This window comes from Kitasatospora sp. NPDC004723 (assembly GCF_040609255.1).
Taxonomy (GTDB): Bacteria; Actinomycetota; Actinomycetes; order Streptomycetales; family Streptomycetaceae; genus Kitasatospora.
This window is the reverse complement of record NZ_JBEXJT010000024.1, coordinates 64,443-88,668: the sequence shown is the minus strand read 5'-3', so window position 1 is coordinate 88,668 and position 24,226 is coordinate 64,443. Positions and strand designations below refer to the sequence as shown.

The 24,226-nt window shown below is 74.9% G+C and carries 20 protein-coding genes; 10 read left to right on the top strand and 10 right to left on the bottom strand.

The window, feature by feature from the left end; translation table 11 throughout:
- The first annotated feature begins 252 nt into the window (after nt 1-252).
- The 4 genes from ABZW10_RS22735 to ABZW10_RS22720 all read left to right on the top strand — a co-directional run bounded on the left by ABZW10_RS22735 (nt 253) and on the right by ABZW10_RS22720 (nt 6,115).
- Nucleotides 253-1,431 carry a CaiB/BaiF CoA-transferase family protein gene (locus tag ABZW10_RS22735; protein ID WP_355368780.1) on the top strand — a complete coding sequence of 393 codons (1,179 nt, stop codon included), beginning with the start codon at nt 253-255 and terminating at the stop codon, nt 1,429-1,431.
- A gap of 29 nt (nt 1,432-1,460) precedes the next feature.
- The gene (locus ABZW10_RS22730; protein ID WP_355368778.1) at nt 1,461-2,603 is read left to right on the top strand and encodes an acyl-CoA dehydrogenase family protein; all 1,143 of its coding nucleotides are present in this window, start codon (nt 1,461-1,463) and stop codon (nt 2,601-2,603) included.
- A gap of 72 nt (nt 2,604-2,675) precedes the next feature.
- Nucleotides 2,676-3,890 carry an acetyl-CoA C-acetyltransferase gene (locus ABZW10_RS22725; RefSeq protein WP_355368776.1) on the top strand — a complete coding sequence of 405 codons (1,215 nt, stop codon included), beginning with the start codon at nt 2,676-2,678 and terminating at the stop codon, nt 3,888-3,890.
- Nucleotides 3,891-3,937: 47 nt separating this feature from the next.
- Nucleotides 3,938-6,115 carry a 3-hydroxyacyl-CoA dehydrogenase NAD-binding domain-containing protein gene (locus ABZW10_RS22720; RefSeq protein WP_355368774.1) on the top strand — a complete coding sequence of 726 codons (2,178 nt, stop codon included), beginning with the start codon at nt 3,938-3,940 and terminating at the stop codon, nt 6,113-6,115.
- Here the strand turns inward: ABZW10_RS22720 and ABZW10_RS22715 are convergent, their stop codons facing one another.
- Complete coding sequence (locus ABZW10_RS22715; protein ID WP_355368772.1) at nt 6,116-6,865, bottom strand: MerR family transcriptional regulator; 750 nt, start codon at nt 6,863-6,865, stop codon at nt 6,116-6,118. It lies immediately after the preceding gene.
- 134 nt (nt 6,866-6,999) lie between these two features.
- The gene (locus tag ABZW10_RS22710; protein ID WP_355368770.1) at nt 7,000-8,031 is read right to left on the bottom strand and encodes a 2-oxoglutarate and iron-dependent oxygenase domain-containing protein; all 1,032 of its coding nucleotides are present in this window, start codon (nt 8,029-8,031) and stop codon (nt 7,000-7,002) included.
- Between the two features lie 416 nt (nt 8,032-8,447).
- Between ABZW10_RS22710 and ABZW10_RS22705 the strand changes: the two genes are divergently transcribed.
- Complete coding sequence (locus ABZW10_RS22705; protein WP_355368768.1) at nt 8,448-8,918, top strand: SgcJ/EcaC family oxidoreductase; 471 nt, start codon at nt 8,448-8,450, stop codon at nt 8,916-8,918.
- A gap of 7 nt (nt 8,919-8,925) precedes the next feature.
- Here ABZW10_RS22705 and ABZW10_RS22700 read toward each other — a convergent pair whose 3' ends face one another.
- The 3 genes from ABZW10_RS22700 to ABZW10_RS22690 form a co-directional block, all read right to left on the bottom strand.
- Complete coding sequence (locus ABZW10_RS22700) at nt 8,926-9,945, bottom strand: acetamidase/formamidase family protein (RefSeq protein WP_355368766.1); 1,020 nt, start codon at nt 9,943-9,945, stop codon at nt 8,926-8,928.
- Nucleotides 9,942-11,399: an APC family permease gene (locus tag ABZW10_RS22695; RefSeq protein WP_355368764.1), complete on the bottom strand. Its 1,458-nt coding sequence runs from the start codon at nt 11,397-11,399 to the stop codon at nt 9,942-9,944. Before ABZW10_RS22695 ends, ABZW10_RS22700 begins: the two co-directional genes overlap by 4 nt.
- 151 nt (nt 11,400-11,550) lie before the next feature.
- Nucleotides 11,551-12,666 carry an ABC transporter substrate-binding protein gene (locus tag ABZW10_RS22690; protein ID WP_355368762.1) on the bottom strand — a complete coding sequence of 372 codons (1,116 nt, stop codon included), beginning with the start codon at nt 12,664-12,666 and terminating at the stop codon, nt 11,551-11,553.
- A 108-nt stretch (nt 12,667-12,774) separates the two neighbouring features.
- Between ABZW10_RS22690 and ABZW10_RS22685 the strand changes: the two genes are divergently transcribed.
- Nucleotides 12,775-13,212: a MarR family transcriptional regulator gene (locus ABZW10_RS22685; RefSeq protein WP_355368760.1), complete on the top strand. Its 438-nt coding sequence runs from the start codon at nt 12,775-12,777 to the stop codon at nt 13,210-13,212.
- Between the two features lie 211 nt (nt 13,213-13,423).
- On the opposite strand, the gene ABZW10_RS22680 is transcribed toward ABZW10_RS22685, so the two are convergent.
- Nucleotides 13,424-14,356 (bottom strand): oxygenase MpaB family protein, encoded by a 933-nt coding sequence (locus ABZW10_RS22680; protein WP_355368758.1) that lies wholly within the window; start codon nt 14,354-14,356, stop codon nt 13,424-13,426.
- Between the two features lie 168 nt (nt 14,357-14,524).
- Between ABZW10_RS22680 and ABZW10_RS22675 the strand changes: the two genes are divergently transcribed.
- Nucleotides 14,525-14,926, top strand: coding sequence for a YciI family protein (locus tag ABZW10_RS22675; RefSeq protein ID WP_355368757.1), 402 nt, complete (start codon nt 14,525-14,527; stop codon nt 14,924-14,926).
- Between the two features lie 114 nt (nt 14,927-15,040).
- Nucleotides 15,041-15,877 (top strand): class I SAM-dependent methyltransferase, encoded by an 837-nt coding sequence (locus ABZW10_RS22670; RefSeq protein WP_355368755.1) that lies wholly within the window; start codon nt 15,041-15,043, stop codon nt 15,875-15,877.
- Nucleotides 15,878-15,921: 44 nt separating this feature from the next.
- Here the strand turns inward: ABZW10_RS22670 and ABZW10_RS22665 are convergent, their stop codons facing one another.
- The gene (locus ABZW10_RS22665) at nt 15,922-16,344 is read right to left on the bottom strand and encodes a DUF3224 domain-containing protein (RefSeq protein ID WP_355368753.1); all 423 of its coding nucleotides are present in this window, start codon (nt 16,342-16,344) and stop codon (nt 15,922-15,924) included.
- Between the two features lie 116 nt (nt 16,345-16,460).
- Here ABZW10_RS22665 and ABZW10_RS22660 point away from each other — a divergent pair, with 116 nt between their 5' ends.
- On the top strand, nt 16,461-17,489 hold the full coding sequence (locus ABZW10_RS22660; protein WP_355368751.1) for a WYL domain-containing protein: 1,029 nt from the start codon (nt 16,461-16,463) through the stop codon (nt 17,487-17,489).
- Here the strand turns inward: ABZW10_RS22660 and ABZW10_RS22655 are convergent.
- Nucleotides 17,480-18,100, bottom strand: coding sequence for a DinB family protein (locus tag ABZW10_RS22655; RefSeq protein ID WP_355368749.1), 621 nt, complete (start codon nt 18,098-18,100; stop codon nt 17,480-17,482). The genes ABZW10_RS22660 and ABZW10_RS22655 overlap by 10 nt on opposite strands.
- An 85-nt stretch (nt 18,101-18,185) precedes the next feature.
- On the bottom strand, nt 18,186-18,617 hold the full coding sequence (locus ABZW10_RS22650) for a carboxymuconolactone decarboxylase family protein (protein WP_355368747.1): 432 nt from the start codon (nt 18,615-18,617) through the stop codon (nt 18,186-18,188).
- A 186-nt stretch (nt 18,618-18,803) separates the two neighbouring features.
- Between ABZW10_RS22650 and ABZW10_RS22645 the strand changes: the two genes are divergently transcribed.
- Complete coding sequence (locus ABZW10_RS22645; RefSeq protein WP_355368745.1) at nt 18,804-21,809, top strand: BTAD domain-containing putative transcriptional regulator; 3,006 nt, start codon at nt 18,804-18,806, stop codon at nt 21,807-21,809.
- Between the two features lie 142 nt (nt 21,810-21,951).
- Here ABZW10_RS22645 and ABZW10_RS22640 read toward each other — a convergent pair whose 3' ends face one another.
- The gene (locus ABZW10_RS22640; RefSeq protein WP_355368743.1) at nt 21,952-24,114 is read right to left on the bottom strand and encodes a serine/threonine-protein kinase; all 2,163 of its coding nucleotides are present in this window, start codon (nt 24,112-24,114) and stop codon (nt 21,952-21,954) included.
- Nucleotides 24,115-24,226: the final 112 nt, after the last annotated feature.

The window sequence follows — 24,226 nt, the reverse complement described above, 5'->3', positions numbered from 1 at the left end:
CTTGTCGACCTCGTTCAGCAGTGCCGTGGTGACGCCGCCTCCGGATACGACGGAAGGTCAGCAGCCCCCCGCCGGGCACGACGGTACCCGGAGGGTCTGTCGGTGTACCGACGCACCCTCCGTGGTCGAGCCGGCGCGGACGCGTCACCAGGGGTGCGTCGGAGGCGAGGGTCTTGTTACTGAACGGTCGCTTCCCTATTATCGCGAGTGTGACAGCTTTACTGTCAGACTTCGTGGACCCCCGGAGGGGAAGTGGCGTCCGAACGTGACAGCGTCGGGGCCGGGCGCGGCGGCCCGCTGGCCGGGGTCCGGGTGGTCGAACTCGCCGGGATCGGCCCCGGGCCGTTCGCCGCGATGCTGCTGGGCGACCTCGGAGCCGACGTCGTCCGGGTCGACCGGCCCGAACCCTCGCCGCTCGGCATCGAGCCGGCGTACGACGTCGCGGGCCGCAACAAGCGCTCGGTGGTAGTTGACCTCAAGGCCCCCGGCGGCCCCGGCCTGGTGCTCGACCTGGCCGCCCGCGCCGACCTGCTGATCGAGGGCTACCGGCCCGGCGTCGCGGAGCGCCTCGGCGTCGGGCCCGAGGCCTGCCTCGCCCGCAACCCCGCGCTGGTGTACGGCCGGATGACCGGCTGGGGCCAGGACGGACCGCTGGCCGCCCGGGCCGGGCACGACATCGGGTACACGGCGGTGTCGGGCGCGCTCGGCCTGGTCGCGCCCGCCGCGCCCGCCACCGCCGCCGACGTCCCCGAGGAGCCGCCCGCCCTCCCCGCCAACCTGCTCGGCGACTACGCCGGCGGCTCGCTCTACCTGGTCGTCGGCCTGCTCGCCGCCCTGCACCACGCCCGCGCCACCGGCGCCGGCCAGGTCGTCGACGCCGCCGTCGTCGACGGCGCCGCCCACCTCACCGCCGTCCTCCAGGGCCTGCTGGCCGGCGGGCGCTGGCAGGAGCGGCGCGGCGTCAACCTGCTCGACGGCGGCGCGCCGTTCTACGCCGTCTACCCGGCCGCCGACGGCGGCCACCTCGCGGTCGGCGCCCTGGAGTCGCAGTTCTACGCCGAGTTCGCCCGGCTGCTGGAGCTGGGCCCGGACGCGCCCGGCCAGTGGGACACCGCCCGCTGGCCCGAACTGCGCGCCCGGATCGCCGCACGCTTCGCCACCCGGCCGCGCGCCGCGTGGGAGGCCGTCTTCGCCGGGTCCGACGCCTGTGTGGAACCGGTGCTGACGATACGTCAGGCGCACGCCCACCCGCACCTGGCGGCCCGGGGGACGTACGTCGAGGTGGACGGCGTGACCCAACCCGCCCCCGCCCCGCGGTTCTCCGCCACCCCCGGCGCGCTGCGCCGCCCGCCCGGCCGGCCGGGCGCCGACACCGCCGAGGTCGCCGCCGACTGGGGCGTTCCCGGCCTCGCCTCGCCGCCGACCGCCTGACCCCCCCTCACCCCGCCAAGGAGATTGCCGTGCAACGCGACCTCTTCACCGACGAGCACGAGGACTTCCGGGCCACCGTCCGGGCCTACCTCGCCAAGGAGGTGCTGCCGCACTACGACCGCTGGGAGAAGGCCGGCATCGTCGACCGCGAGGCCTGGCGGGCCGCCGGCCGGCAGGGCCTGCTCGGCCTCGCCGTCCCCGAGGAGTACGGCGGCGGTGGCACCGCCGACTTCCGCTACGCCGCCGTGCTGGCCGAGGAGTTCACCCGGGCCGGCGCCTCCGGCCTGGCGCTCGGCCTGCACAACGACATCATCGGCCCCTACCTCACCTCGCTCGCCACCGAGGAGCAGAAGCGCCGCTGGCTGCCCGGCTTCTGCACCGGCGAGCTGATCACCGCCATCGCGATGACCGAGCCCGGCGCCGGCTCCGACCTCCAGGGCATCCGCACCCGGGCGGTCGACCGGGGTGACCACTTCCTGCTCAACGGCGCCAAGACCTTCATCTCCAACGGCATCCTCGCCGACCTGGTGGTCGTGGTCGCCCGCACCACCCCCGAGGGCGGCGCGCACGGCCTCGGCCTGCTGGTCGTCGAGCGCGGCATGCCCGGCTTCGAGCGCGGTCGCAACCTCGACAAGATCGGCCAGAAGGCCCAGGACACCGCCGAGTTGTTCTTCCAGGACGTCCGCGTCCCCAAGCGGAACCTGCTCGGCGAGCCGGACCAGGGCTTCCTGTACCTGATGCGCAACCTCGCCCAGGAGCGGCTCACCATCGCCGCCGCCGCGATCGCCGGTGCCGAGCACCTGGTCGAGATCACCACCGCCTACGTCAAGCAGCGCGAGGCGTTCGGCCGGCCGCTGGCCAAGCTGCAGCACGTGCGCTTCGAGATCGCCGAACTGGCCACCGAGTGCGCCGTCACCCGCGCCTTCGTCGACCGCTGCATCACCGAGCACAACCGCTGCGCGCTCACCCCGGCGGACGCCTCGATGGCCAAGTGGTGGGCCACCGAGCTGCAGAAGCGCACCGCCGACCGCTGCCTCCAACTCCACGGTGGTTACGGTTACATGGCCGAGTACCCGGTGGCCCGGGCGTTCACCGACGGCCGCATCCAGACCATCTACGGCGGCACCACCGAGATCATGAAGGAGATCGTGGGCCGCTCCCTGCTCGACTGATCCCCGCTGGTCCTCCGCTGGTCTCCCGCTGCTCTCCGGCGTCAAACCCCCTGCCCCGAAAGGCTCCCCACCGTGACCACCGAAGCGTACGTCTACGACGCGATCCGCACCCCGCGCGGCCGGGGCAAGGCCACCGGCTCCCTGCACGGCACCAAGCCGATCGACCTGGTCGTCGGCCTGATCCACGAGATCCGCCGCCGCTTCCCCGGCCTGGACCCGGCGGCGATCGACGACATCGTGCTCGGCGTGGTCAGCCCGGTCGGCGACCAGGGCTCCGACATCGCCCGGATCGCCGCCATCGCCGCCGGCCTGCCCGACACGGTCGCCGGCGTCCAGGAGAACCGCTTCTGCGCCTCCGGCCTGGAGGCCGTCAACCTGGCCGCCGCCAAGGTCCGCTCCGGCTGGGAGGACCTCGTCCTGGCCGGCGGCGTCGAGTCGATGTCCCGGGTGAAGATGGCCTCCGACGGCGGCGCCTGGTTCGCCGACCCGATGACGGCCTACGAGACCAACTTCGTGCCCCAGGGCATCGGCGCCGACCTCATCGCCACCATCGAGGGCTTCTCGCGCACCGACGTCGACGCCTTCGCCGCCGAGTCCCAGGCCCGCGCCGCCAAGGCCCAGGCCGACGGCCTGTTCGACCGCTCGGTCGTCCCGGTCCGCGACCGCAGCGGCCTGGTCGTACTGGACCGCGACGAGTTCATCCGCCCCGGCACCACCGTCGAGACGCTGGCCGGGCTCAAGCCCTCCTTCGCCGCGATCGGCGAGGCCGGCGGCTTCGACGCCGTCGCCCTGCAGAAGTACCACTGGGTGGAGGCCATCGACCACGTCCACCACGCCGGGAACTCCTCCGGCATCGTCGACGGCGCCGCGCTGGTCGCCATCGGCAACCGGGAGACCGGCGAGCGCTACGGGCTGCGGCCGCGCGCCCGGATCGTCTCCGCCGCCGTCTCCGGCTCCGAGCCGACCATCATGCTCACCGGCCCCGCGCCCGCCACCCGCAAGGCGCTCGCCAAGGCCGGGCTGACCGCCGCCGACATCGACCTGGTCGAGATCAACGAGGCCTTCGCCGCCGTCGCCCTGCGCTTCATCCGCGAGATGGGCTTCTCCCCGGAGCAGGTGAACGTCAACGGCGGCGCGATCGCCCTCGGCCACCCGCTGGGCGCCACCGGCGCGATGCTGATCGGCACCCTCGTCGACGAGCTGGAGCGGCGCGAGCTGCGCTACGGCCTGGCCACCCTCTGCGTGGGCGGCGGCATGGGCATCGCCACCGTCGTCGAGCGCGTCTGACCCCGTCCTCCGCCCTCCTCCTCACCCTCCTCCGGAGATCCGAACCCATGAGCGACACCACCACCATCCGCTGGGAGCAGGACCAGGACGGCGTGGTCACCCTCGTCCTCGACGACCCCACCCAGTCCGTCAACACCATGAACGAGGCGTTCACCGCCGACTTCGAGGCCGTCGTCGCCCGGCTGGCCGGCCTCGCCGCCGACGGCGGGCTGCGCGGCGTGGTCGTCACCTCGGCCAAGAAGACCTTCTTCGCCGGCGGCGACCTGCGGATGCTCTCCGCCGCCGGCCCCGAGGACGCCGCCGCCGTCTTCGAGAAGTCGATGCGGATCAAGCGGGCCCTGCGCACCCTGGAGACGCTCGGCAGGCCGGTCGTCGCCGCCGTCAACGGCAGCGCGCTCGGCGGCGGCCTGGAGCTCGCCCTCGCCTGCCACCACCGGATCGCCCTGAACACCCCCGCGAGCCGGATCGGCCTGCCCGAGGTCACCCTGGGCCTGCTCCCCGGCGGCGGCGGGATCGTCCGCACCGTGCGGCTGTTCGGCATCACCGACGCCCTGCTGAAGTTCCTGCTGCAGGGCCGCCAGTACCGCCCGGCGCAGGCCCTCGAACACGGTCTGGTGCACGAACTCGTCGACACCCCCGAGGAGTTGACCGCCCGGGCGCGGGCCTGGATCGAGGCGAACCCGGCCCCCGTCCAGCCCTGGGACGTCAAGGGTCACAGGATCCCCGGCGGCACCCCCAGCACCCCGGCCTTCGCCGCCAACCTGCCCGCCTTCCCCGCCAACCTGCGCAAGCAGCTGGCCGGCGCCCCCTACCCGGCGCCGCGCAACGTGCTCGCCGCCGCCGTCGAGAGCGCCCAGGTGGACGTCGACACCGCGATGGTGGTCGAGGCCCGCTACTTCACCGAGCTGGCCTGCGGGCAGACCAGCAAGAACATGATCCAGGCGCTCTTCTTCGACCTCCAGGCGGTCAACTCCGGTGCCGGACGGCCCGCTTCGGTGGAGAAGCGGACGGTCCGCAAGGTCGCGGTGCTCGGCGCCGGCATGATGGGCGCCGGCATCGCCCACGTCTGCGCCGAGGCCGGCATCGAGGTGCTGCTCAAGGACGTCACCGTCGAGGCCGCCGCGCGCGGAAAGGCCTACTCCGAGGGCCTGCTGGCGAAGGCCGTGGCGCGCGGGCGCCGGACCGGGGCGCAGCGCGACGAACTGCTCGCCCGGATCACCCCCACCGCCGAGGCCGCCGACCTGGCCGGCTGCGACGCGGTGATCGAGGCGGTCTTCGAGAACCCCGCGCTGAAGCACAAGGTGTTCCAGGAGATCGAGGGTGTCGTCGCGCCGGACGCGCTGCTCTGCTCCAACACCTCCACCCTGCCGATCGGTCTGCTCGCCGAGGGGGTGGAGCGCACCACCGACTTCATCGGCCTGCACTTCTTCTCGCCGGTCGACAAGATGCGGCTGGTGGAGATCATCCGCGGCCCGCAGACCGGGGACGAGGCGCTGGCCCGCGCCTTCGACCTGGTCCGCCAGATCGGCCGGACCCCGATCGTGGTCAACGACTCGCGCGGCTTCTTCACCTCGCGGGTGATCGGCCGGTTCATCAACGAGGGCGTCGCCATGATCGGCGAGGGCGTCGATCCCTCCAGTGTCGAGCAGGCCGCCGCGCAGGCCGGCTACCCGGCCAAGGTGCTCTCGCTGCTCGACGAGCTGACCCTGACCCTGCCGCGCAGGATCCGTGACGAGCACCGGCGCGCCGTTGAGGCCGCCGGCGGCGAGTGGACCGCCCACCCGGCGGACGCGGTGGTGGACCGGATGGTCGACGAGTTCGGCCGCCCCGGCCGCAGCGGCGGCGCCGGCTTCTACGAGTACGACGAGAACGGGGTGCGCGGCCGTCTGTGGCCGGGCCTGCGCGAGCACTTCACGCGCGCGGACGCCGCCGTGCCGTTCGAGGACCTCAAGGAGCGGATGCTGTTCAGCGAGGCCCTGGACTCGGTGCGCTGCCTGGAGGAGGGGGTGCTCACCTCGGTCGCGGACGCCAACGTCGGCTCCATCCTCGGCATCGGCTTCCCGGCCTGGACCGGCGGTGTCCTCCAGTACATCAACGGCTACCCGGGCGGTCCGGCCGGTTTCGCGGCCCGTGCCCGCGAACTCGCCGCCGCGTACGGCGAGCGGTTCGCGCCGCCCGCCCTGCTGGAGCGGATCGCCGCCGAGGGCGGCACCTTCACGGACTGATCACCGCTCGGGCGGGGCGGTCCGCCGCTCCTCGGCGGACGCCTCGCCCAGCTCCTCGCCCAGTTCCTCCCGCAAGGAGCGCTGGAACGCCGTGACCAGCGCCTGCGCCACCATCGGCTGGATGTGGTCGGTCAGCGCCTTCATCCGCTCCACGTCGTCCGGCGCCGGCTCGCTCTCGCGGTACGGCTTCCACACCGTCTCCCGGAACAGCCGCTGCAGCTCCCGCGCCGTCGCCCGGCTGTGCTCCACCACCACCGCGCGTGCCGCCACCAGCGTCTCCGGCGGGATCGGCACGTCCAGGATCCGCACGCCCAGCGGCAGCAGCCCCGGGTCCACCCGGAACACCTCCGGGTCCGCCGTCCGCTCCAGCACCCCCATCGCGGCCAGTCGGTCCACCTGCTCCTCCGACAGCCGCCGCCCGGCCCGCCGCTCCACCTCCTCGCGGCCCGCCTCCTCCGGCGCCTCCGGCGTCCACGACGCCACCAGCGCCCGGTGGATCGCCAGGTCCAGCGGCGTGGTCTCGCGCGGCAGCCGCGCCAGGTACCGCCCGATGGCGGCCAGCGTCAGCCCCTGCCGCTGCAACTCCTCGATCAGCCCCAGCCGGTCCAGGTGCTCCGCCCCGTACCATCCGACCCGCCGGGCCCCCAGCACCGGCGGCGGCAGCAGCCCCTTCGTCCCGTAGAACCGCACCGTCCGCACCGTCACCCCCGCCCGCGCCGCCAACTCGTCCACCGTCAGCCGCACCTCCACCCCCGCCTCCCACCTCGTAACACCAGCACTGTGACACCAGGAGTGTGACACCGCTGTCCCACCGGGGTCCACGCGCGGAACGCGGGCAGGCCCGCGCTCCGGCGGGGAGCGCGGGCCCGTGGGCGGTGGGTGCGTCAGGCGGCGAGGTCGGGGTGGTGGCGGCGGGTGACCTCGGGGTGGGCGCGGGTGTAGCCCTTCCACTCGTTGAAGCCGAAGTCGGCGTAGAGCGGGTTGGCCGGGTCCTGGGTGGCGCCGGGGGCGTGGTGGGCGAGCGGGAAGTCCAGCGGTTCGACGTGGGCGTCGAGGCGGGGGTTGTAGAAGAACGGGACGGAGAAGCGCTCGCGGGCGCCGGGCGGGCTGACCACGCGGTGGCTGGTGGCCTTGAGGTAGCCGTCGGTGGCGACCTCCAGCAGTTCGCCGAGGTTGACGACGAAGGCGCCCTCCAGCGGCGGGACGTCCAGGAAGGAGCCGTCCGGGCGCTGCACCTGGAGGCCGCCGACGGTGTCCTGGAGGAGCAGGGTGATGAAGCCGTAGTCCTTGTGCGCGCCGACGCCCTGGGCGGCGCCGTCGGGTGCGGTGCCCGGGTAGCGGACCAGCTTGAGCCGCAGGTGCGGGTGCCCGGCGAAGGCGGGGTCGTAGAAGTCGGGACGGGCGCCGATCGCGGAGAGGAGTTCGTGCAGCAGCGTGCGGGCGACCGCGCCGAGCCGGTCGATCCAGGCCAGCGCCGCGGTGCGCAGCCCGGGGAGCGCGGCGGGCCACTGGTTGGGGCCCTCCAGCCACCAGTACGGGGGCTCGCCGGCGGCGGGCACGTGCGGGGGCAGTTCGGCGCCGATGTCGAGCTGGTCGCGCCAGTCCCGGCTGCCGCCGGTGCGCTCGTCGCCGGTGCGGGTGTAGCCGCGGTAGTGCGGGGAATGGAGGTTGGCGACGGCGAGGCGCTCGGCCTCGGGGAGGGCGAAGAAGGCCCGCATGGCGTCGGTGAGGGCGGCCGTCTCGGCCGGGGTGATCCCGTGGCCGACGAGCTGGAAGAAGCCGACGCCGGTGGCCGCGGTCCGCAGCTCGTCGTGCAGACGGGTGCGGTCCGCCGGGCCGCCGTCGGCGAGCGAGAGGTCGATCACCGGAAGCGCGTCGACGGGGGCTTCGAGGGTGGGCTGGTGCTGCTGGGTCATGGGTGACATCCGCTGGGTCTCGTCCCGGCCGACTCCGGTGGTGACCGGGAACGCCGGGGACGCGCCTGGTGCGGCGGCTGTGCCCGGGGCCGGGAGGGGGACGCGGCCGCTGCGGGCCGCGCTGAGGGGAGGGGTACGAGGTTCAGCCGGAGCGTCGACAGGACATGCTGGTCACGCGGAGCAGGTCCACGTGGCGGCGGCGAACGAGAAGAGGCACCCCACCAGCCTAGATCACCCGGCCATCCGCGCCATGTCCGCGATCGGCCAGGCAACCATCCGGTGCCCCTCACGTCTCCCACCGGGGCCGGTTCCGCCGGCCCTGATCACGACGTCGGAGGCTGCCGCTGCGGCAGCTTCAAGTCCGGACCGCCGCAGGCCTTGACCTGAAGCGGACTTGAGATTCGATCATGGTCGGCATGAACACCGATGCGAACACCACGATCACCGCGGGCACGGCCCGCACCGGGAACGCCCTCCTGGACGCCGGCTCCGCCGAAGCCGAGATCGCCGCGATCCAGCAGGTGGTCGCCACCGTCCAGCACGCGCAGGCCAATGAGCTGGTCGAGGAGTTCGTCGGCCTCTTCCGTGCCGACGCGATCTGGACCACCGGCCACGGCAAGCTGCTGCGCGGCCGGGAGGAGATCGCCGAGTTCACCCGCACGGTGCTGCCCGGGGCCGTCGTGGGCAGCGGCAGCACGGCCGTGTACGAGGTGGTCCACGTGTTCTTCCTCCGCCCCGACGTCGCCGCCGTCAAGGTGCGCCAGCGCTACCTCGACGGCGGCGGCGGGCAGGTCGGGGAGGAGGGCAGCCCGCTCTACGTCATGGCGAAGGAGGACGGCCGATGGCTCCTCACGGCCTGCCAGAACACCGTTGTCCGGGGATCCTGACCGCTCTTCAACGGCCCTTCAGGTAGGCGGCGGCGGTCGCGCGGAGGTGGTCGTGCAGGCCGTCGTAGGCGCGGGTGCGGCCGAGGAGGGACTTGGGGAGCTTGGCGGCCATCGTGTAGTTGGTGTCGCACACGTTGGCGGCCGGGGCCAGGCCGGCCTGGCTGACCAGCTGGTAGGCGTCCAGCAGGTCCAGGCCGAGCAGCTCGGCGCTCCAGGTGACGAGGTCGTGCTGGCTGATCCGGAAGGCGTCCTCCAGGGGCCGGGCCGAGCCGGTGGAGATCAGGTGGTGGTCGCTCTCCAGGCGGGGCCAGGCCGGGCCGCCGCCCTTGATCAGGTCGACCACCACCGTGGTGCGCATCGCCGCCTCGACGGCCGTTCCGCAGACCTCGCCCTCGCCCTGGCGGGCGTGGCCGTCGCCGATGGCGAGCAGTCCGCCGGGCACGTTGACGCCGAAGTAGGCGGTGGTGCTGGCCCGCATCTCGGGGGTGTCGAGGTTGCCGCCGTGCGCGCCCGGGGTGATCGACATCAGGGTCTCCCCGCCGGCGGGGGCGACGCCGACGGTGCCGTGCATCGGGTCCAGCGGGAGGTCGGCGGTGAAGTCGCTGTTGCGGGCCCGGAACCGGCAGACGCCGGCCGCGGTGTCCAGCTCGTACACCCAGACCCGCTCCTCCAGCGGCGCGTGCAGCATCGCGGTGGTGTGGGTGGTGGTGAGCGCGCCGAAGTGCGGGAAAGTGCTGGAGACGCCCCAGTCGCGGGCCGGGGTGATCTCCACGAAGTGCACGGCCAGGGTGTCGCCGGGCTCGGCCCCGGCCACCGCGATCGGTCCGGTCACCGGGTTGAGGTAGGGGAACTCGCAGACCGCGCTCGGCAGGTCGGCGAAGCCGCGGACCCGGCCGCCGAAGCAGTCCTCGGTGGTCAGCTCGACCACCGTGCCGGGCTGGACGGTCACCAGCGGGGTGCGTCCGCCGAAGGTGTAGGCGTAGTCCTCGGGCTTGGGCGAGAGGGTGACGACGTCGGGCAGGTTCACGGGGTCTCCTTGCCGGGGGAGGAATCGGGGGTGGCGTCGGAGGCCACCGCGGCGAGGTTCGGGCGGCGGCCGGACAGCAGCAGCCCGGTCAGGACGAGTCCGCCGATCGCCAGCCAGACGAAGCCGAGGCGCTGGGCGGCGATGTCCGCGTTCACGACCACGTACGCCAGGATCGCGAAGCCGAGGGCGGGGGCGATGAGGTGGCGCCACCAGTCGCGGCTGCGGCGGCGGAACACGTAGTGCACCACCACGGACACGTGCAGGACGAGGAAGGTGGTCAGCGCGCCGAAGTTGACCAGCGTGGAGAGCAGCGTGATGCCGTCCTCGCGCGAGGCGGTGTAGAGGCCGAGGACGAGCGAGACGCCCGCGGTCAGCAGGGTCGCGTTCACCGGGACGCGGTGGCGCGGGTGGACCTTGGCGAGGAAGGCGGGCAGCTGGCGGTCGCGGGCCATCGCGAACAGCAGTCGGGAGGTGGCCGCCTGGGCGACCAGGGAGTTGGCGAAGCCCCAGGCCACGGCGGTCGCGGCGGCGGTGACGGTGGCGAGCCAGCCGCCGGCGGCGACGCGTGCCGCGTCGTAGAAGGCGGTGCCGTCCGGGTCGCCGTCGGCGATCAGCGCGGCCGGGTCCGGGACGAGCAGCGAGGCGATCCAGGTCTGCACGATGAACAGCGAGCCGGCCAGCAGCAGTGCGGCGATCATCGACCTGCCGACGGCCTTGGCGGAGTCCCGGTTCTCCTCGGAGAGGGTGGAGATGCCGTCGAAGCCGAGGAAGCTCAGCACCGCCACTGACACCGCGCCGAAGACCAGGCTCCAGGAGAACGTCTGGGAGTTGTAGACCGGGGTGAAGTCGAAGCCGCGGCCCTTGCCGGAGGCCAGCGCGGCCAGGCCGAAGCCGATGAACACCACCAGCACGATCAGCTCGCCGATCAGCATCGCCTTGTTGACCTTCGACGTCATCTCGACGCCCAGGTAGTTGACGGCGGTGTTCAGCAGCACGAAGCCGACCAGCCACAGCCAGACCGGCACCGCCGGCACCAGCGAGTTCATCGCCACGCCGGCGATCAGGTAGAGCAGGCCGGGGACGAGCACGTAGTCCAGCAGGATCATCCAGCCGGACAGGAAGCCGACCGGAGCCGCGATGCCGCGCCCGGCGTAGGTGTACACCGAGCCGGCCATCGGGAACGCCCGGGACATCTGGGCGTAGGACAGGGCGGTGAACATCATCGCCACCATGCCGAGCACGTAGGCGAGGGCGACCATGCCGCCGGAGCCCTGGAAGACGCTGCCGAAGATGCCGAAGGGGGCGATCGGGACCATGAAGACCAGGCCGTAGACCAGCAGGTCGGTGAAGCGCAGGGAGCGGCGCAGCTCCTGTTTGTAGCCGTAGCTCTCGATGCCGGTGCTGGTGCCGGTCCCGGTGCCGGTACCGGTGGGTGAGGCGGGTGCTTCGGACATGTGGGGGCTCTCTTCCGTGACGACCCGTGGCGGGGCGACCCGAGGTGGTGGGGAGACACTAGAGCCAGTTATTTCCAAATGGAAGGGATTTGCGCATCCAGTCCACCTGGCGGGCAGCGCACCCGGCGGCCATCGCGCCTGGTGGGAGGCGCTACGGCAGGACCGTGAACCCGAGTCCGTCGGCCCGCGCCAGGTGCACCCCGTCGCGGGCCGGGCCCAGCGGCGCCCGCGCCCACGCCCGCCGCACCGCCGCGCCGTCCCCCCGCAGCAGCCGCGCCGCCGACCGCCCCAGCCCGCCGTCCGCGACCAGCTCCCCGCGCGCGGCCAGCGCCGCCAGCAGGTGCAGCCCGTCGTACAACCCGACCGCGTAGGCGTCCAGCACCGGCGCGTACGGCCCGAACACCGCCCGGTGCTGCTCCGCCAGCCGCATCCGCCGCTCCTCCGTGAGCGAGACGAACGACGGCATCGCGGCGTACAGCGTGCCGGTGCCGTCCCCGCCGTACGCGAGCAGGCTGTTCTCCTCCAGCGCGACGGACAGCCGCACCAGCCGGCGGTCCAGCCCGGTGCGGCGCAGCGCCCGGTTGAACCGGACCAGGTCGGCGCCGATCAGGCTCAGCAGCAGCGCGTCCGCCCGCTCCGCGCGCAGCGCGTCCAGCAGCGGCTCCAGCGTCCGGTCCGCCGTCCCGAACGGCAGGTGCCGCTCCAGCACCACCCGCGCCCCGGCCCGGGCCACCGCCTCCCCGGCCGCCCGGTGCATGGCGTACGGCCAGATGTAGTCGTTGCCGACCAGCGCCCAGCGGCGCAGCCGGTGCCGCTCGGTGAGCCGCTCCACCACCCCGTCCAGCTGGCGCGCCGGGTCCGCCCCGGTGCAGAACACGCCCGGCAGCCGGGCCCCGCCCTCGTGCGGCGGCGTGTACACGTATGCCGTCCGCCCGGTGGTGACCGCCTCCAGGGCCCGGTGTACATCGCTGGAGTGGCAGCCGGCCACCGCGTCCACCGCCCCGGCGTCCAGCAGCAGCTCCACCTCCCGGGACACCGCCGCCGGCGTGCCGCCGCCGTCCACCAGCACCAGCTCCAGCGGCAGCCCGCGCACCCCGCCGCCGGCGTTCACCTCGTGCGCGGCGAGCAGCGCCCCGTCCAGGGCCGAGGGCCCGGTCAGGCCGAGCGTGCCGGACTGCGGCACGACCAGGCCCACCCGCAGCGCCGGCGCCTCCCGGGGGAGGTACCGCGCGTCGAGCGGCTCCAGCAGCTTCACGTCGGCGGTCATCGCTTGCGAGTATCGTCATGCCAGCCGATCCGGCCAAACGGGACCGAACGAGGACCGAACGGCCGGAACCGGCGACCGGGACCAGCGACGGGGAAAAGAGACACGGCCATGACACCACCAGCCACCGCCCCCGAGGCCGTCTCCGTCGACCAGCCGCTGCTGATCGAGTTGCTCACCGTCGCCCAGCGCCGCCTCGCCCGTGACCTCGCCGCCCGCCTGGAGGCCGAGGGCTGCACCCTCGACCAGTGGCGCGTCATGCGCGCCCTCGCCGAGGGCACCGGCCGCTCGATGGGCGAACTCGCCCAGGCCCTGCTCATCCCGCAGGCCAGCCTCAGCCGCATCGTCGACGCCCTCACCGAGGCCGGCTGGGTCTACCGCCGCCAGGACGAGCGGGACCGCCGCCGCGTCACCGCCCACCTGTCCCGCGTCGGCCACGCCCGCCTCACCCGGCTCGACGCCCTCGCCGCCGCCCATGACGCCGCCGTCCGCACGGCCTGCGGCAGTCACGACCCGGGCCCGCTGCTGCGCCACCTCACCGGGGCCTAGGGCGTGTCTGACAATTCCCGCCGGGCGGGCGGCGTCAGGGCACGCACCTCGCCGCGTTGTCGTCGGTCGCCGATGCTCCGCATGGACTCCCTCCTCCGCCTTGCGATGCACGCACCCTGACGCCGCCCGCTGATCCGACGCGAATTGTCAGACACGCCCTAGCCACGCCCTGGGCCGGGACGCAGGCCGGACCGCGTTCCCCCGTCAGGGTTCAGTCGCCGGCCTCGTCGCCCGTCGCCGCCGCGGCGTGCGGGAACGGGCAGCCGCCGGAGGCGGACCCGGTGTCGGCCTTCTCCTCGAAGGTCCCCAGGTCGCCGATCCGGTAGCCGTACGGATACCCGGGGTAGCCGCGCACCTGCCGGCCGTCCCGCGCCAGGTGCGGCCTGCGGCGCGGCGGCAGCAGCCGTACGAAGCGCCCGCGCAGCCGCATCCCCGCCCGGACGGCGCGCCGCAGCGCGGCCGGCGGGGCCGGGTAGCCGAACGCCTCGCGCAGCGGGTCGTCGAGCAGGCAGACCGAGGAGGTCCGCATCGACGGCCGCAGCGGCGCCGGGTACCAGGAGGCCATCAGGCCGAGCGTGGCGTCGGAGACCGCCCGGCTGCCCGGGTCGAAGGCGAAGTGCTCGCGCTCGTAGTCGTCGAGCAGCCGCTCGAACTCCTCGTACGTCTCCGGTATGCCGCTCAGACCCATGTGCCGGCCCAGTTCGCGGTAGTAGTTGACCGACGCCCGGATCTCGTGCGGGGACAGACGGCGCCAGCCGTAGTCGTCCATCCAGCGCTTGGGCGTCACCACGAAGGTGGCGAGCACGTACCGGAAGTCGTCGTTCGTGATGTCGTACCGGCGGTGCATCCGGTTCATCCGGCGGATCGCCTCGCGCCCCTGGGAGGAGTCGAAGCCGTGCTCGATCACCGCCTCCAGGATCAGCACGGTGTCGTCGTAGCGCTTCTGGGTGCGGCCGGTGAACTCGCCGGTCCGGGCGAGCAGCCCGCCGATGCTGGGGACGGCGTAGGTGCGGTAGAGCGCGAAGCTGAGCGACTGGGTGTAGTCCCAGGGGAACTCGTACCAGCTGCTGATCCGGTAGATCTCGGTGAACTCGGTCTCCGGGTCCATGCGCTGAATCTTCTTCAGCCAGTCGTATCGCTGCACGGATCCCGACCCTAGGGGCCGCCCGGGACCCGGTCAACGGCGGCGCCTCCCGGGGCCCGGCGGAGGAGCCGCTAACGTTCCTCCCGGAATTTCCGCCGGGGACGTCGAGATCGCGAGGCCTGCTCCGACCTCCCCGCGAGAGCCCGCGGACGACGAAGGAGCGCGACGATGAAGTACATGCTGCTGATGCAGTTCGGCGAGAAGGACGTCGACTTCCCGAAGGTCGAGGAGTGGCGGCCCGAGGACGTCCGGATCCATGTGCGGTACATGCGGGACCTGAACGCCGAGCTCGCCGACACCGGCGAACTCGTCGACGCCCAGGGCCTGGCGGCGCCGGAGACCGCCCGGATCGTCCGCGGGCACGGCGACGGCGCGCCGGTGGTCAGCGACGGCCCGTTCCCGGAGACCAAGGAGTGGGTGGCCGGCTGGTGGATCGTGGACTGCGCCGGCGAGCCGCGCGCCGTCGAGATCGCGGCCAAGGTCTCCGCCGCCCCCGGCCCGGAGGGCAGGCCGCTCGCCATGCCGGTCGAGGTGCGCCGGATCATGTCCGAGCCGCCGGTCGAGGTCTGACGCCCACCGGGGTCCGGGCGCCGGACCTGCCCGGACCCCGGCGGCCCGCCGCGGGCCGTCCGCCGACAGCGATCAGCGGACTGCGCCCGTCCGGCGTGGGGCAGGTTCCCGGCCATGACCGCAACCTCCCCGCCCGCCGCCCGCCCGGACTTCTCCGGCGAGGTGGCCGCCCACTACGCCGAGTACCGCCGAGGCTATCCGCCGGCCGTCCTCGACGTCCTCGACCGCACCTTCGGCCTGGACGCCCACCCCGGCATCGGCGACCTCGCCCTCGACCTCGGCTGCGGCACCGGACAGCTCGCCCTCCCGCTCGCCGCCCACGTGCGGACCGTCATCGGCCTGGACCCGGAGCCGGACATGCTCTTCCAGGCCCGGGCCGCCGCCGAACGGTCGGGCGTGCGCAACGCCCTGTGGCTGCTCGGCACCGACGCGGACGTCCCCGGGCTCGCGGCCCTGGCGCCCGGCGAGCGCCCGCTCGGCCTCACCGTGATCGGCAACGCCCTGCACTGGATGAACCCCGGCGAGCTGTTCCGCGCGCTGCGCCCGCTCACCCGTCCGGGCGGCGGCGTCGCCGTGATCGCCAACGGCGCGCCGCTCTGGGCCCAGGACACCGACTGGTCGCGCGCCCTGCGGGCCGGGCTGGAGGAGCACTTCGGCCGTCCGGTCAACGCCTCCTGCGGCACCGACGCCGCCGAGCGCGAGCAGTACGCCGCCGCGCTGGCGGACGCCGGTTTCACCGACGTGCGGGAGACGGTGGTGGAGTACGAGGACGTCCTGACCCCCGACCAGCTCCTGGGCACCCTCTACTCCGCGATCCCCGCCCCGGAGCTCCCCTCCGCCGCCGAGCGGCCGGCCTTCGCCGCCCGCCTGCTCGCCGCCCTCCCCGCCCCGCGCACCGCCGCCGGCTACCCGGAGCACATCCGGGTCTCCCTGCTCACCGGCCTGGCGTAGGGCCGCCGGCCGGGCGTGGACCCCCGTCCCACGCCCGGCCGGGCTCAGCCGAGTTCGTAGGAGAAGGTGTACGGGACGGGGGACTCGCCGGGGTGGTAGAGGTAGCCGCCGGTGCCGCGCAGACCGGTGAGCTCGCCGGTGGCGCTGCCGGGGACCACCTCGAAGGTGCAGCGGACGGTGCCGTCCTCCTCGAAGGTGCCGCGCTCCTCCACGGTGAAGCCGCCGGTGCGGCCGTCCAGCCGGCCGGTGAGCTGCTGCAGGCCGGTGAAGGTGCCGGTCTTCTCGGTGGCGTAGAGGAAGACGTACTCGCAGACGGTCGCCGCCGCCTCGATGCCGCCGGTGAAGGCGTTGACGACGGAGGCCCGGGCCAGCCGGGGCAGGGTCTCCGCCGGGCCGATCGCGGTCTCCGTCCAGTCGGCGTAGCCGAAGCTGCCGGTGACGGTGGTGGACGGGGTGGTTGTGCTCATGGTCGTCCTCAGGGTGGTGCCCGGGCCGGCGTACGGCGGGTGTGCCGTGCGCTCGGTGATCACTCTGGCGCCCGTACCTGACACCTTCTGTCAGGTACGGGCGCCAGAATGGCTCCATGCGCGCCGACCGGCTCCTCGCCCTGCTGCTCCTGCTCCAGAACCGCGGCCGGATGACCGCCGGCGAACTCGCCGCCGAGCTGGAGGTGTCGGTCCGCACCGTCTACCGGGACGTCGAGGCGCTGGCCGCGTCCGGCGTCCCGGTGACCGCGGACCGGGGGCCCGACGGCGGCTACCGGCTGATGGACGGCTACCGCACCCGGCTCACCGGCCTCACCGACGCGGAGGCCGACGCGCTGTTCCTCACCGGCGCCCCCGGACCGGCCCGCGACCTCGGCCTCGGCGCCGTGCTGACCACCGCCCAGCTCAAGCTCCAGGCGGCGCTGCCCGCCGAACTCGCCGACCGCACCCGCCGCGTCCAGGACCGCTTCCACCTCGACGCGCCGGCCTGGTTCCGCGACGCCGACCCGGTCGACCACCTGGCCCCGGTCGCGCGGGCGGTCTGGGAGCAGCGGGTGCTGCGCGTCCACTACCGGCGCTGGCGCGGCGAGGTGCACCGGGAGCTGCACCCGCTGGGCCTCGTCCTCAAGGGCGGCATCTGGTACCTGGTCGCGGCTGCGGTCGGTGCCGCGACAGCGGCCGCAGCCGGTTCGGCCGGTGTCGGTTCGGCCGGAGCCGGTTCCCCCGAGTCGGCCGCCCGCACCTACCGGGTCTCCCGGCTCCTCGCGGTCGAGGTCGCCGACGAGACCTTCGAGCGCCCCGCTGGCTTCGACCTGGCCGCCCACTGGACGGAGACCGCCCGCCGGCTGACCGCCGCCCTCCACCAGCAGACCGCCCGGCTGCGGCTCTCCCCGGAGGCCCGCAGGCTGCTCCCGATGCAGTTCGGCGCCGCCGGCGCCCGGGCCCTGGCCACCGCCGGGCCGCCCGACGCCGACGGCTGGGCGGAGGTCGACCTCGCCGTCGAGAGCACGGCGGTGGCCGTCGGCGACCTCCTGCGGCTGGGCCCCGGAGCCGTGGTGCTCGGCCCGCCCGATCTGCGCGAGGCCGTCGCGGCCGCCGCCACCGCCCTGGCCCGTCGCTACGCCTGAGCGTTCTGCCGTGCCGGGGCCGCCTCCTGGGCGGCGCGTTCGACCCGGGCCCGGTGCCCGGCCCACCAGGCCTCGTCACCGGGGGCCGTGTTCGCCCCGTCCCGCCGCTGGCCGGTCGCGCCGTCGACGAGTTCGCGGACGATGTCGGCGTGCCCGGCGTGCCGCTGGGTCTCGGCGGTCATGTGGACGAGGCCGTGGTGCAGCGTCACCTGGGCGCGATTGCCCCACGGCACCCGGCCGACCGCGTCCAGCGGCAGCGCGGCGATCGTCGCGTCGGCGTGCGCGCAGGCCGCGCGGTACCCGTCGACGATCTGCTCCCGGCTCTCCTCCGGGGTCGCCCAGAAGTCGGAGTTCGGCTCGGCGTCCCCCGTGATCCACGGCCGGGGCGCGTCGAACGGCCGCCCGAAGGCCTCGCCGAAGTACATCGCCTCCGCCGCCGTGGTGTGCTTGACCAGCCCCAGCAGATTGGTGCCGGTCGGCGTCAGTGGCCGCCGGACGTCGTACTCGGAGAGCCCTTCGAGCTTCCACAGCAGGGCGTCCCGGGCGTCCTGCAGATAGATGAGCAGGTCCTTCTTGAACGCTTCGAGCGTCTTCGGCGTCTCTTCGGTCATGCCGGTCAGTCTGCCGCCGCCGGTCCCGTCCTTCACCACCTTTTCCGGCCAGGGCCGGGGCCAGGGCCAGGGCCAGGGCCGGGGCTCAGGCCGCGGAGTCCGTCGGCAGCAGACCGCGCTCGCCGAAGACCTTCTTGGCGACGAAGGTGGCGTTCAGGGCCCTGGGGAAGCCGCAGTACCCGGCGGAGTGCAGCAGGGCCTCGGTGATCTCGGTGGGTGTGAGGCCGACGTTGAGGGCGGCGTTGAGGTGGACCTCCAGCTGCGGCTCGCAGCCGCCGAGCGCGGTGAGCATGCCCAGGGTCACCAACTGCCGGTCGCGCGGCGGCAGTCCGGGCCGGCTGTAGATCTCGCCGAAGCCCCAGGCCACGACCTGGTGGGCGAGTTCGGGGTGGATGTCGGCGAGCGAGTCGATCACCCGCTGCCCGGCCTCGCCGTCGACGGAGGTGAGGACGGCCAGCCCCCGCTCGAACCGCTCCTGTCGCGTGGTGGCGGCGTCGTCGTTCCTGCTGGTGCTCATGGGAGGTTCTCCGATCGCTGGTCGTGCGTGGTGCGTCGTCCCGTCGAGGCTATGAGTTGGAGTTCACTCGAAGTCAAACCCTCCCACCCCGGCCGCAGCGATGCCGCTCCACCGGAGCTGAGCAGCGGGAATGCCGGTGGTTATCATGCGGACGGGGGAGTTGTACGGACATGGGGGAGTCGATCGATGGACCGGGAGGCGCGGCCGGGAGGGCTGCGGTTCGAGGTACTGGGGCCCGTACGGGGCCTGCGGGACGGGGTGGAGCTGGCGCTCGGTTCGCCGCAGCAGCAGGGGCTGCTGCTCGCCCTGCTGTTCCGGGCGGGCCGGCAGGTGTCCGGCGCCCAGCTGATCGACGACCTGTGGGGCGAGGACCCGCCGGCCAGCGCCCACGGCGTCATCCGCACCTATGTGCACCGGCTGCGCAGGGTCCTCGGGCCCGACGCGCTGACCTCGCTCGGCGGCGGGTACCTGCTGGTCGCCGACCCCGAGGGCCTGGACACCGGGCGGTGCGAGGCACGGCAGGCCCGGGCGCGGGCGCTGCGCGCCGAGGGGCGGCACGCCGAGGCGGCGGCCGTCCTGCGGGCGGCGCTGGAGCTGTGGCGGGGCGAGCCGATGTCCGGCGTGCCCGGTCCCTACGTGCGGCGCCAGCGCCGGGAGTGGGAGGAGCGCCGGCTCGCGGTCCTGGAGGCGTGTCTGGAGGCGGAGGGCGAGGGCGGCCGGTCGGCGGAGTCGGTCGCCGAGCTGACGGCCCTGTCCGAGGAGCACCCGCTGCGCGAGCGCCTCGTCGAGCTGCTGATGCTCGCGCTGTACCGCTCCGGACGGCAGGCGGACGCGCTGGAGGTGTACCGGGCGGCGGACCGTCGGCTGCGCACCGAACTGGGCGTCGCCCCCGGCCCGGGGCTGCGGGACCTGCACGGGCGGATCCTCGCGGCGGACGAGACCCTGGCGGCGCCCGCCCCGGCGGCTCCGGCCGCTCCCGCGTCCGCGGTGTCCTCCGTGTCCTCGGCGACTTCGGCGTCCGCGGCGCCCCCGGTGGCGGCGGGGCCACCGGCCGCCTTCCTCAGGCCCGACCAACTCCCGGCAGCCGTGGCCGACTTCACCGGCCGAACGGCGGAGGTCGAGGCGGTGCGGGCCGCCCTGCGGGAGCCGGGCCGGGTGCCGGTGGCGGCGGTCGCGGGCATGGGCGGAGTCGGCAAGACCGCGCTCGCCCTGCACGTCGCGCACGGCCTCGCCGACGAGTTCCCGGACGGCCGGCTCTACCTCGACCTGCACGGCGCGGACGGTCGTCCGACCCGCCCCGAGGAGGCGCTGGCGGTCTTCCTGCGCTCCTTCGGCGTTCCCGGCGAGTCGATCCCGGCGGACCCGGCCGAACGGGCGGCCCGCTACCGGTCGTTGCTCGCCGGGCGGCGGGTCCTCGTCCTGCTCGACAACGCGCGCGACGCCGAGCAGGTCCGGCCGCTGATCCCGGGCGGCGCGGGCTGCGCCGTCCTGGTCACCAGCCGGACCCGGATCGGAGCGCTGCCCAACGCCCGCTTCACCGAACTGCCGGTGCTGCCCGCGGAGGAGGCGGTCACCCTGCTGACCCGGGTGGTCGGCGCCGGGCGGGTGGCGGCCGAGGAGCCGGCCGCCCGTGAACTCATCAGGCTCTGCGGGCAGTTGCCGCTGGCGGTGCGGATCCTCGCGGCGCGGCTGGCCTGCCGGCCCGGTTGGAGCGTCGCCCGACTGGTGGAGCAACTGGGTGGCGAGCGCTACCGGTTGGACGCGCTGCGCAGCGGCGACCTCGCCGTCGATTCCTCGTTCCGCTTCGGCTTCGACCTGCTGGACGCGGAACAGGCACGCGCCTTCCGGCTGTTGGCCGTCCCCGAGGTGCCGGACCTGTCGGCGGCGGAGGTGGCGGCGGTCCTGGACCGGCCGGAGCCGGCCGCCGAGGCGCTGGCCGAGTCCCTGGTGGACTGCTCGATGCTGGAGGTCGCGGCGAGTCCCGACCGCTACCGCTACCACGATCTGCTGCGGGCCTTCGCCCAGCGGGTCGACCGGTTCTGCCCGGGCGGCCCGCGCGATCAGACGGAGGTCGACGGCGAGCGGGCGGCCGCGCTGGCCCGGCTGGTGGGCCACCACCACGCGGGGGTGGCGGCGGCGCCCGGCTCCCCGGCGGCGCGGGCCGCGTCCCGGACCGTCGGGGACTACGTGGCCGTCGGGGCGCTGGTGCGCCAGTGCGCGGAGCTCCCGGACCGTTCCCCGGGGGTGGCGCCCGGCCTCGACCGGCTCGCCGAACTCCTGCTGGGCGTCTGTCTGTCGGCGGATTCCGGGCGCGCCACCCGGCCGCTCGGGCACGCCGCCAACGCCCTGCTGCGGGCCGCCCTGGAAGAGGGCGACCGAACCGCCGAGGCGCGGGCGCGCCTGGTGCTCGGCCGGCTGCTGGCCGAGGTCGGCTCCGCGTCGTCGGCCCTCGCCGAGCTGCTCCGGGCCCGTGACCTGTGCACCGCGCACGCACTGCCGCAACCGCTGCTCGCGCTCACGCACGGTTCGCTCGCCGCCTGCTTCGTCCAACTCGGCCGCCCGGACGAGGCGGTGGCCGGATTCTCGGCCGCCGTCGCGGTCTGGCAGCGGATCGGCGACCGGCGCGCCCTGGCCGCCGAACTGCTGGAACTGGCGGGAGCCTTCGCCCGGCAGGGCCGCTTCGGCGCGGCGGGCCGGGTGGTCGACCAGTCGCTGCTCATCGGCCACGACCTGGCCGACCACGAGCTGGAGGCCCGCGCCCGCGACTCGCTGGGCTCGATCGCCCACGACCTCGGCCGCCACGACCAGGCGGTCGCCCACCGGCGGGCCGCCCTCGCCCTGACCGACCCGGACGACCACCGGCGCACCGGCCGCATCCTGTTGCGGCTCGCCGAGTCGCTGCGCGCGGCCGGGCGGGGCCCGGAGGCGGCCGAGGCGGCGGAACGCGCGGTCGACGCGCTGACCCTGGACGGCGACCACCGGGGCCGCGGCCTGGCCCTGGCCGCACTCGGCGACGCCCTGGCGGACCACCCCCCGGGCGACCCGGAACGCGCCCGCGCCTGCTGGGCCGAGGCACACGGCATCCTGGCCCCGATCGGCTCACCGGAGGCCGAGCGCCTGGCCCCCCTGCTCGGCGCCGGCCACCCGGCGGGGCCGGCTCGTCAGCGCTGGCCGTCCTGGCTCCCGGCCTGAGCCTGCGGGTGGAGCGGCCGGGCACCGGGGTCCCTGGTCGGTTCGGCGGAGGCGGAGCGTCCGCCGCCTCTGCTCGACGCCGGCCGTCCCGGCCCCGGCCCCTGTGCGGACGGCCGGGGCCGGCCGTCCGCACAGGGGCCGGTCAGGCGGCGGAGACCGTCCACACCTGGTCGGCCGTGCCCGCGCAGGTGCGGACCGTGGCGGGCGCGCCCGGGCCGACGGCGGACAGGCAGCGCCGCGGGTCCCGGGCGACGGTCACCACGTAGCCCCCCGGTACCGGGAAGAACGACCAGACCTGGGTCGGGGCGGTGGCGGGGGGCACCGGCCGGTACGCCAGCTGCGTCTGGGCGCGGGCCTCCTCCAGGTTCAGGACCTTGGAGTACTCGGTGGCGCCGTTGGAGAGGGCGTACCCGCCCTCCGTGTACGGGGTCAGCTGCCAGACGCCGCCGGGGCCGCCGTCGTCCGAGGACAGGACCACCGGGTTGCCCGGCCGGTTGAGCGAGGCCTGGTCGTACAGCACGGCCCCGCCGTTGGACAGCCGGGCGAGCGGCGGCAGCGGTGGGCCCGGCTGGGTCGGGGGCTTGATGGGCGGATCCGTCGGGATGGTGCCGGGCGGCGGCGGCGGGGGCGGCGAGGCGGTGTACGGCGGAGGGGAGGCGGTGTAGGTCGGCTTGGGCGCGTAGGTGTAGTCCGGGGCCGGGGGCACCGTTCGGGAGGGGGCGGCGGTGTAGGCCGGGACGCCCGGCGGCGGGGCGGCCGTGTAGACGGGGTCGCCCGGCGTCGACGGCTGCCCGGGTGCCGGTGAGGGGCCGGGCGGGACGGCCGGGCCGCCCGGGGCCGGGGAGCCGGCGGGGGTGTCCGCGCCCCCGGGGGCGGGCGCGGCGGCCGGAGGGTTCGCGGGGAAGCCCGATGCCGCGCCGTCCCGGCCGGTCGGACCGCCCGGGGCACCTCCGCCGCCCACCGTCCCGCCGCCCGGTATCTCCCCGCCGCCGACGCTCCCGCCGCCGGGGAGTGGCGCGCCCGGGACCACCGGCCCGGTCGGCGAGGGGGCCCCGGACGGGGTCGGCGCGTCGGGGGAGGGGGACGGTGCGCCCGCCTCGGGGAGCAGGCCGACGGGGGCCGTCAGCGGTACGCCCGCCACCGCCACGTCGGCCGTCCGGGACCGGACCGGCTCACCGGGCCGGTGCAGCACAAGGGCTGCGGTGGCGGTGGCGACGCAGCAGAGCGCGGTCGCGCCCGCCACGAGCAGGGTCCGGCGCCGGCTGCCGAACAGCGCCGCCCGCCACCCGCCCGCGCGCCGCGGCGACGGAGCGGCGGCCCCGCCCCCGCCCCCTGTCACGACCACCGGCCGTGCCGCCGATCCGGTGGACCGGAGCGCCGCCAGCGCACCGGTCGAGCGGACCACCGCCGCCCAGGACGGCCCGCCCGCCGGGCCTTCGGCCGACTCGCCGGCGAGGGCCGCCACGACGGCCGCGCCCATGGCGGCGGCGTCCGGCCAGCGCAGGGCCGGGTCCTTCGCCAGGGCCCGTTCGACCAGGGCCCGGACCGGGGCGGGGACGTCGTCCGGCAGCGGCGGCACGGGGTCGGTCAGGTGCTTGAGGATCAGCTCCAGGGCGGTCTCGCCCTCGAACGGCAGCCGTCCGGACAGGCATTCGTAGAGCACGACCCCGAGCGCGTACAGGTCCGCCGAGGCGGTGACCGTGCCGGTGGAGGCCTGTTCGGGCGCCTGGTAGGCGGCGGTGCCGAGCACCATCCCGGGCACGGTGAGCCGGGGGTCGCAGCCGGGGCGGGCGATGCCGAAGTCGGTGACGACGACCTGGCCGTCGCCGCGGATCATCAGGTTGGCCGGCTTGACGTCCCGGTGGACGATCCCGGCCTCGTGGGCGGCCTGGAGGGCGGCCAGCACCTCCATGGCCAGGCCGAGGGACTCCGGGACGGTCAGCGGGCCCCGCCGTTCCAGGACGGCGCTCAGCGGATCGCCCTCGATCAGTTCCATGACCAGGTAGGCGACCGGGTGGGCGGCGGGGGTCTGCGGCGCGCCCCAGGAGGGGACGTCGTCGGTGGTGCGGCCGGGCCCGAAGTCGTACACGCCGACGATGCCGGGGTGCTGCACCCTGGCCATCACCCGGGCCTCGTCGTGGAACCGCTCGGCGAAGCCGGGCTCGTCCAGCAGCGCGGGTTTCAGGACCTTGACGGCGACGCGGCGGTCGAGCACCTGGTCCCGGGCGAGCCAGACATCGCCCATCGAGCCGCCGCCGAGCCACTCGTCCAGACGGTAGCGGTCACCGAGCGTGGTGCCACGCATGATTCTCCTCGACCTCGTTTCCTCGTCGCGACCGCCGCCGGGGCCGGACGGGCCCTCGGTCGCACCGGCAGACCCTGCCAGCCGGCAATAAACGACGGCTTGGCGTGGGCAC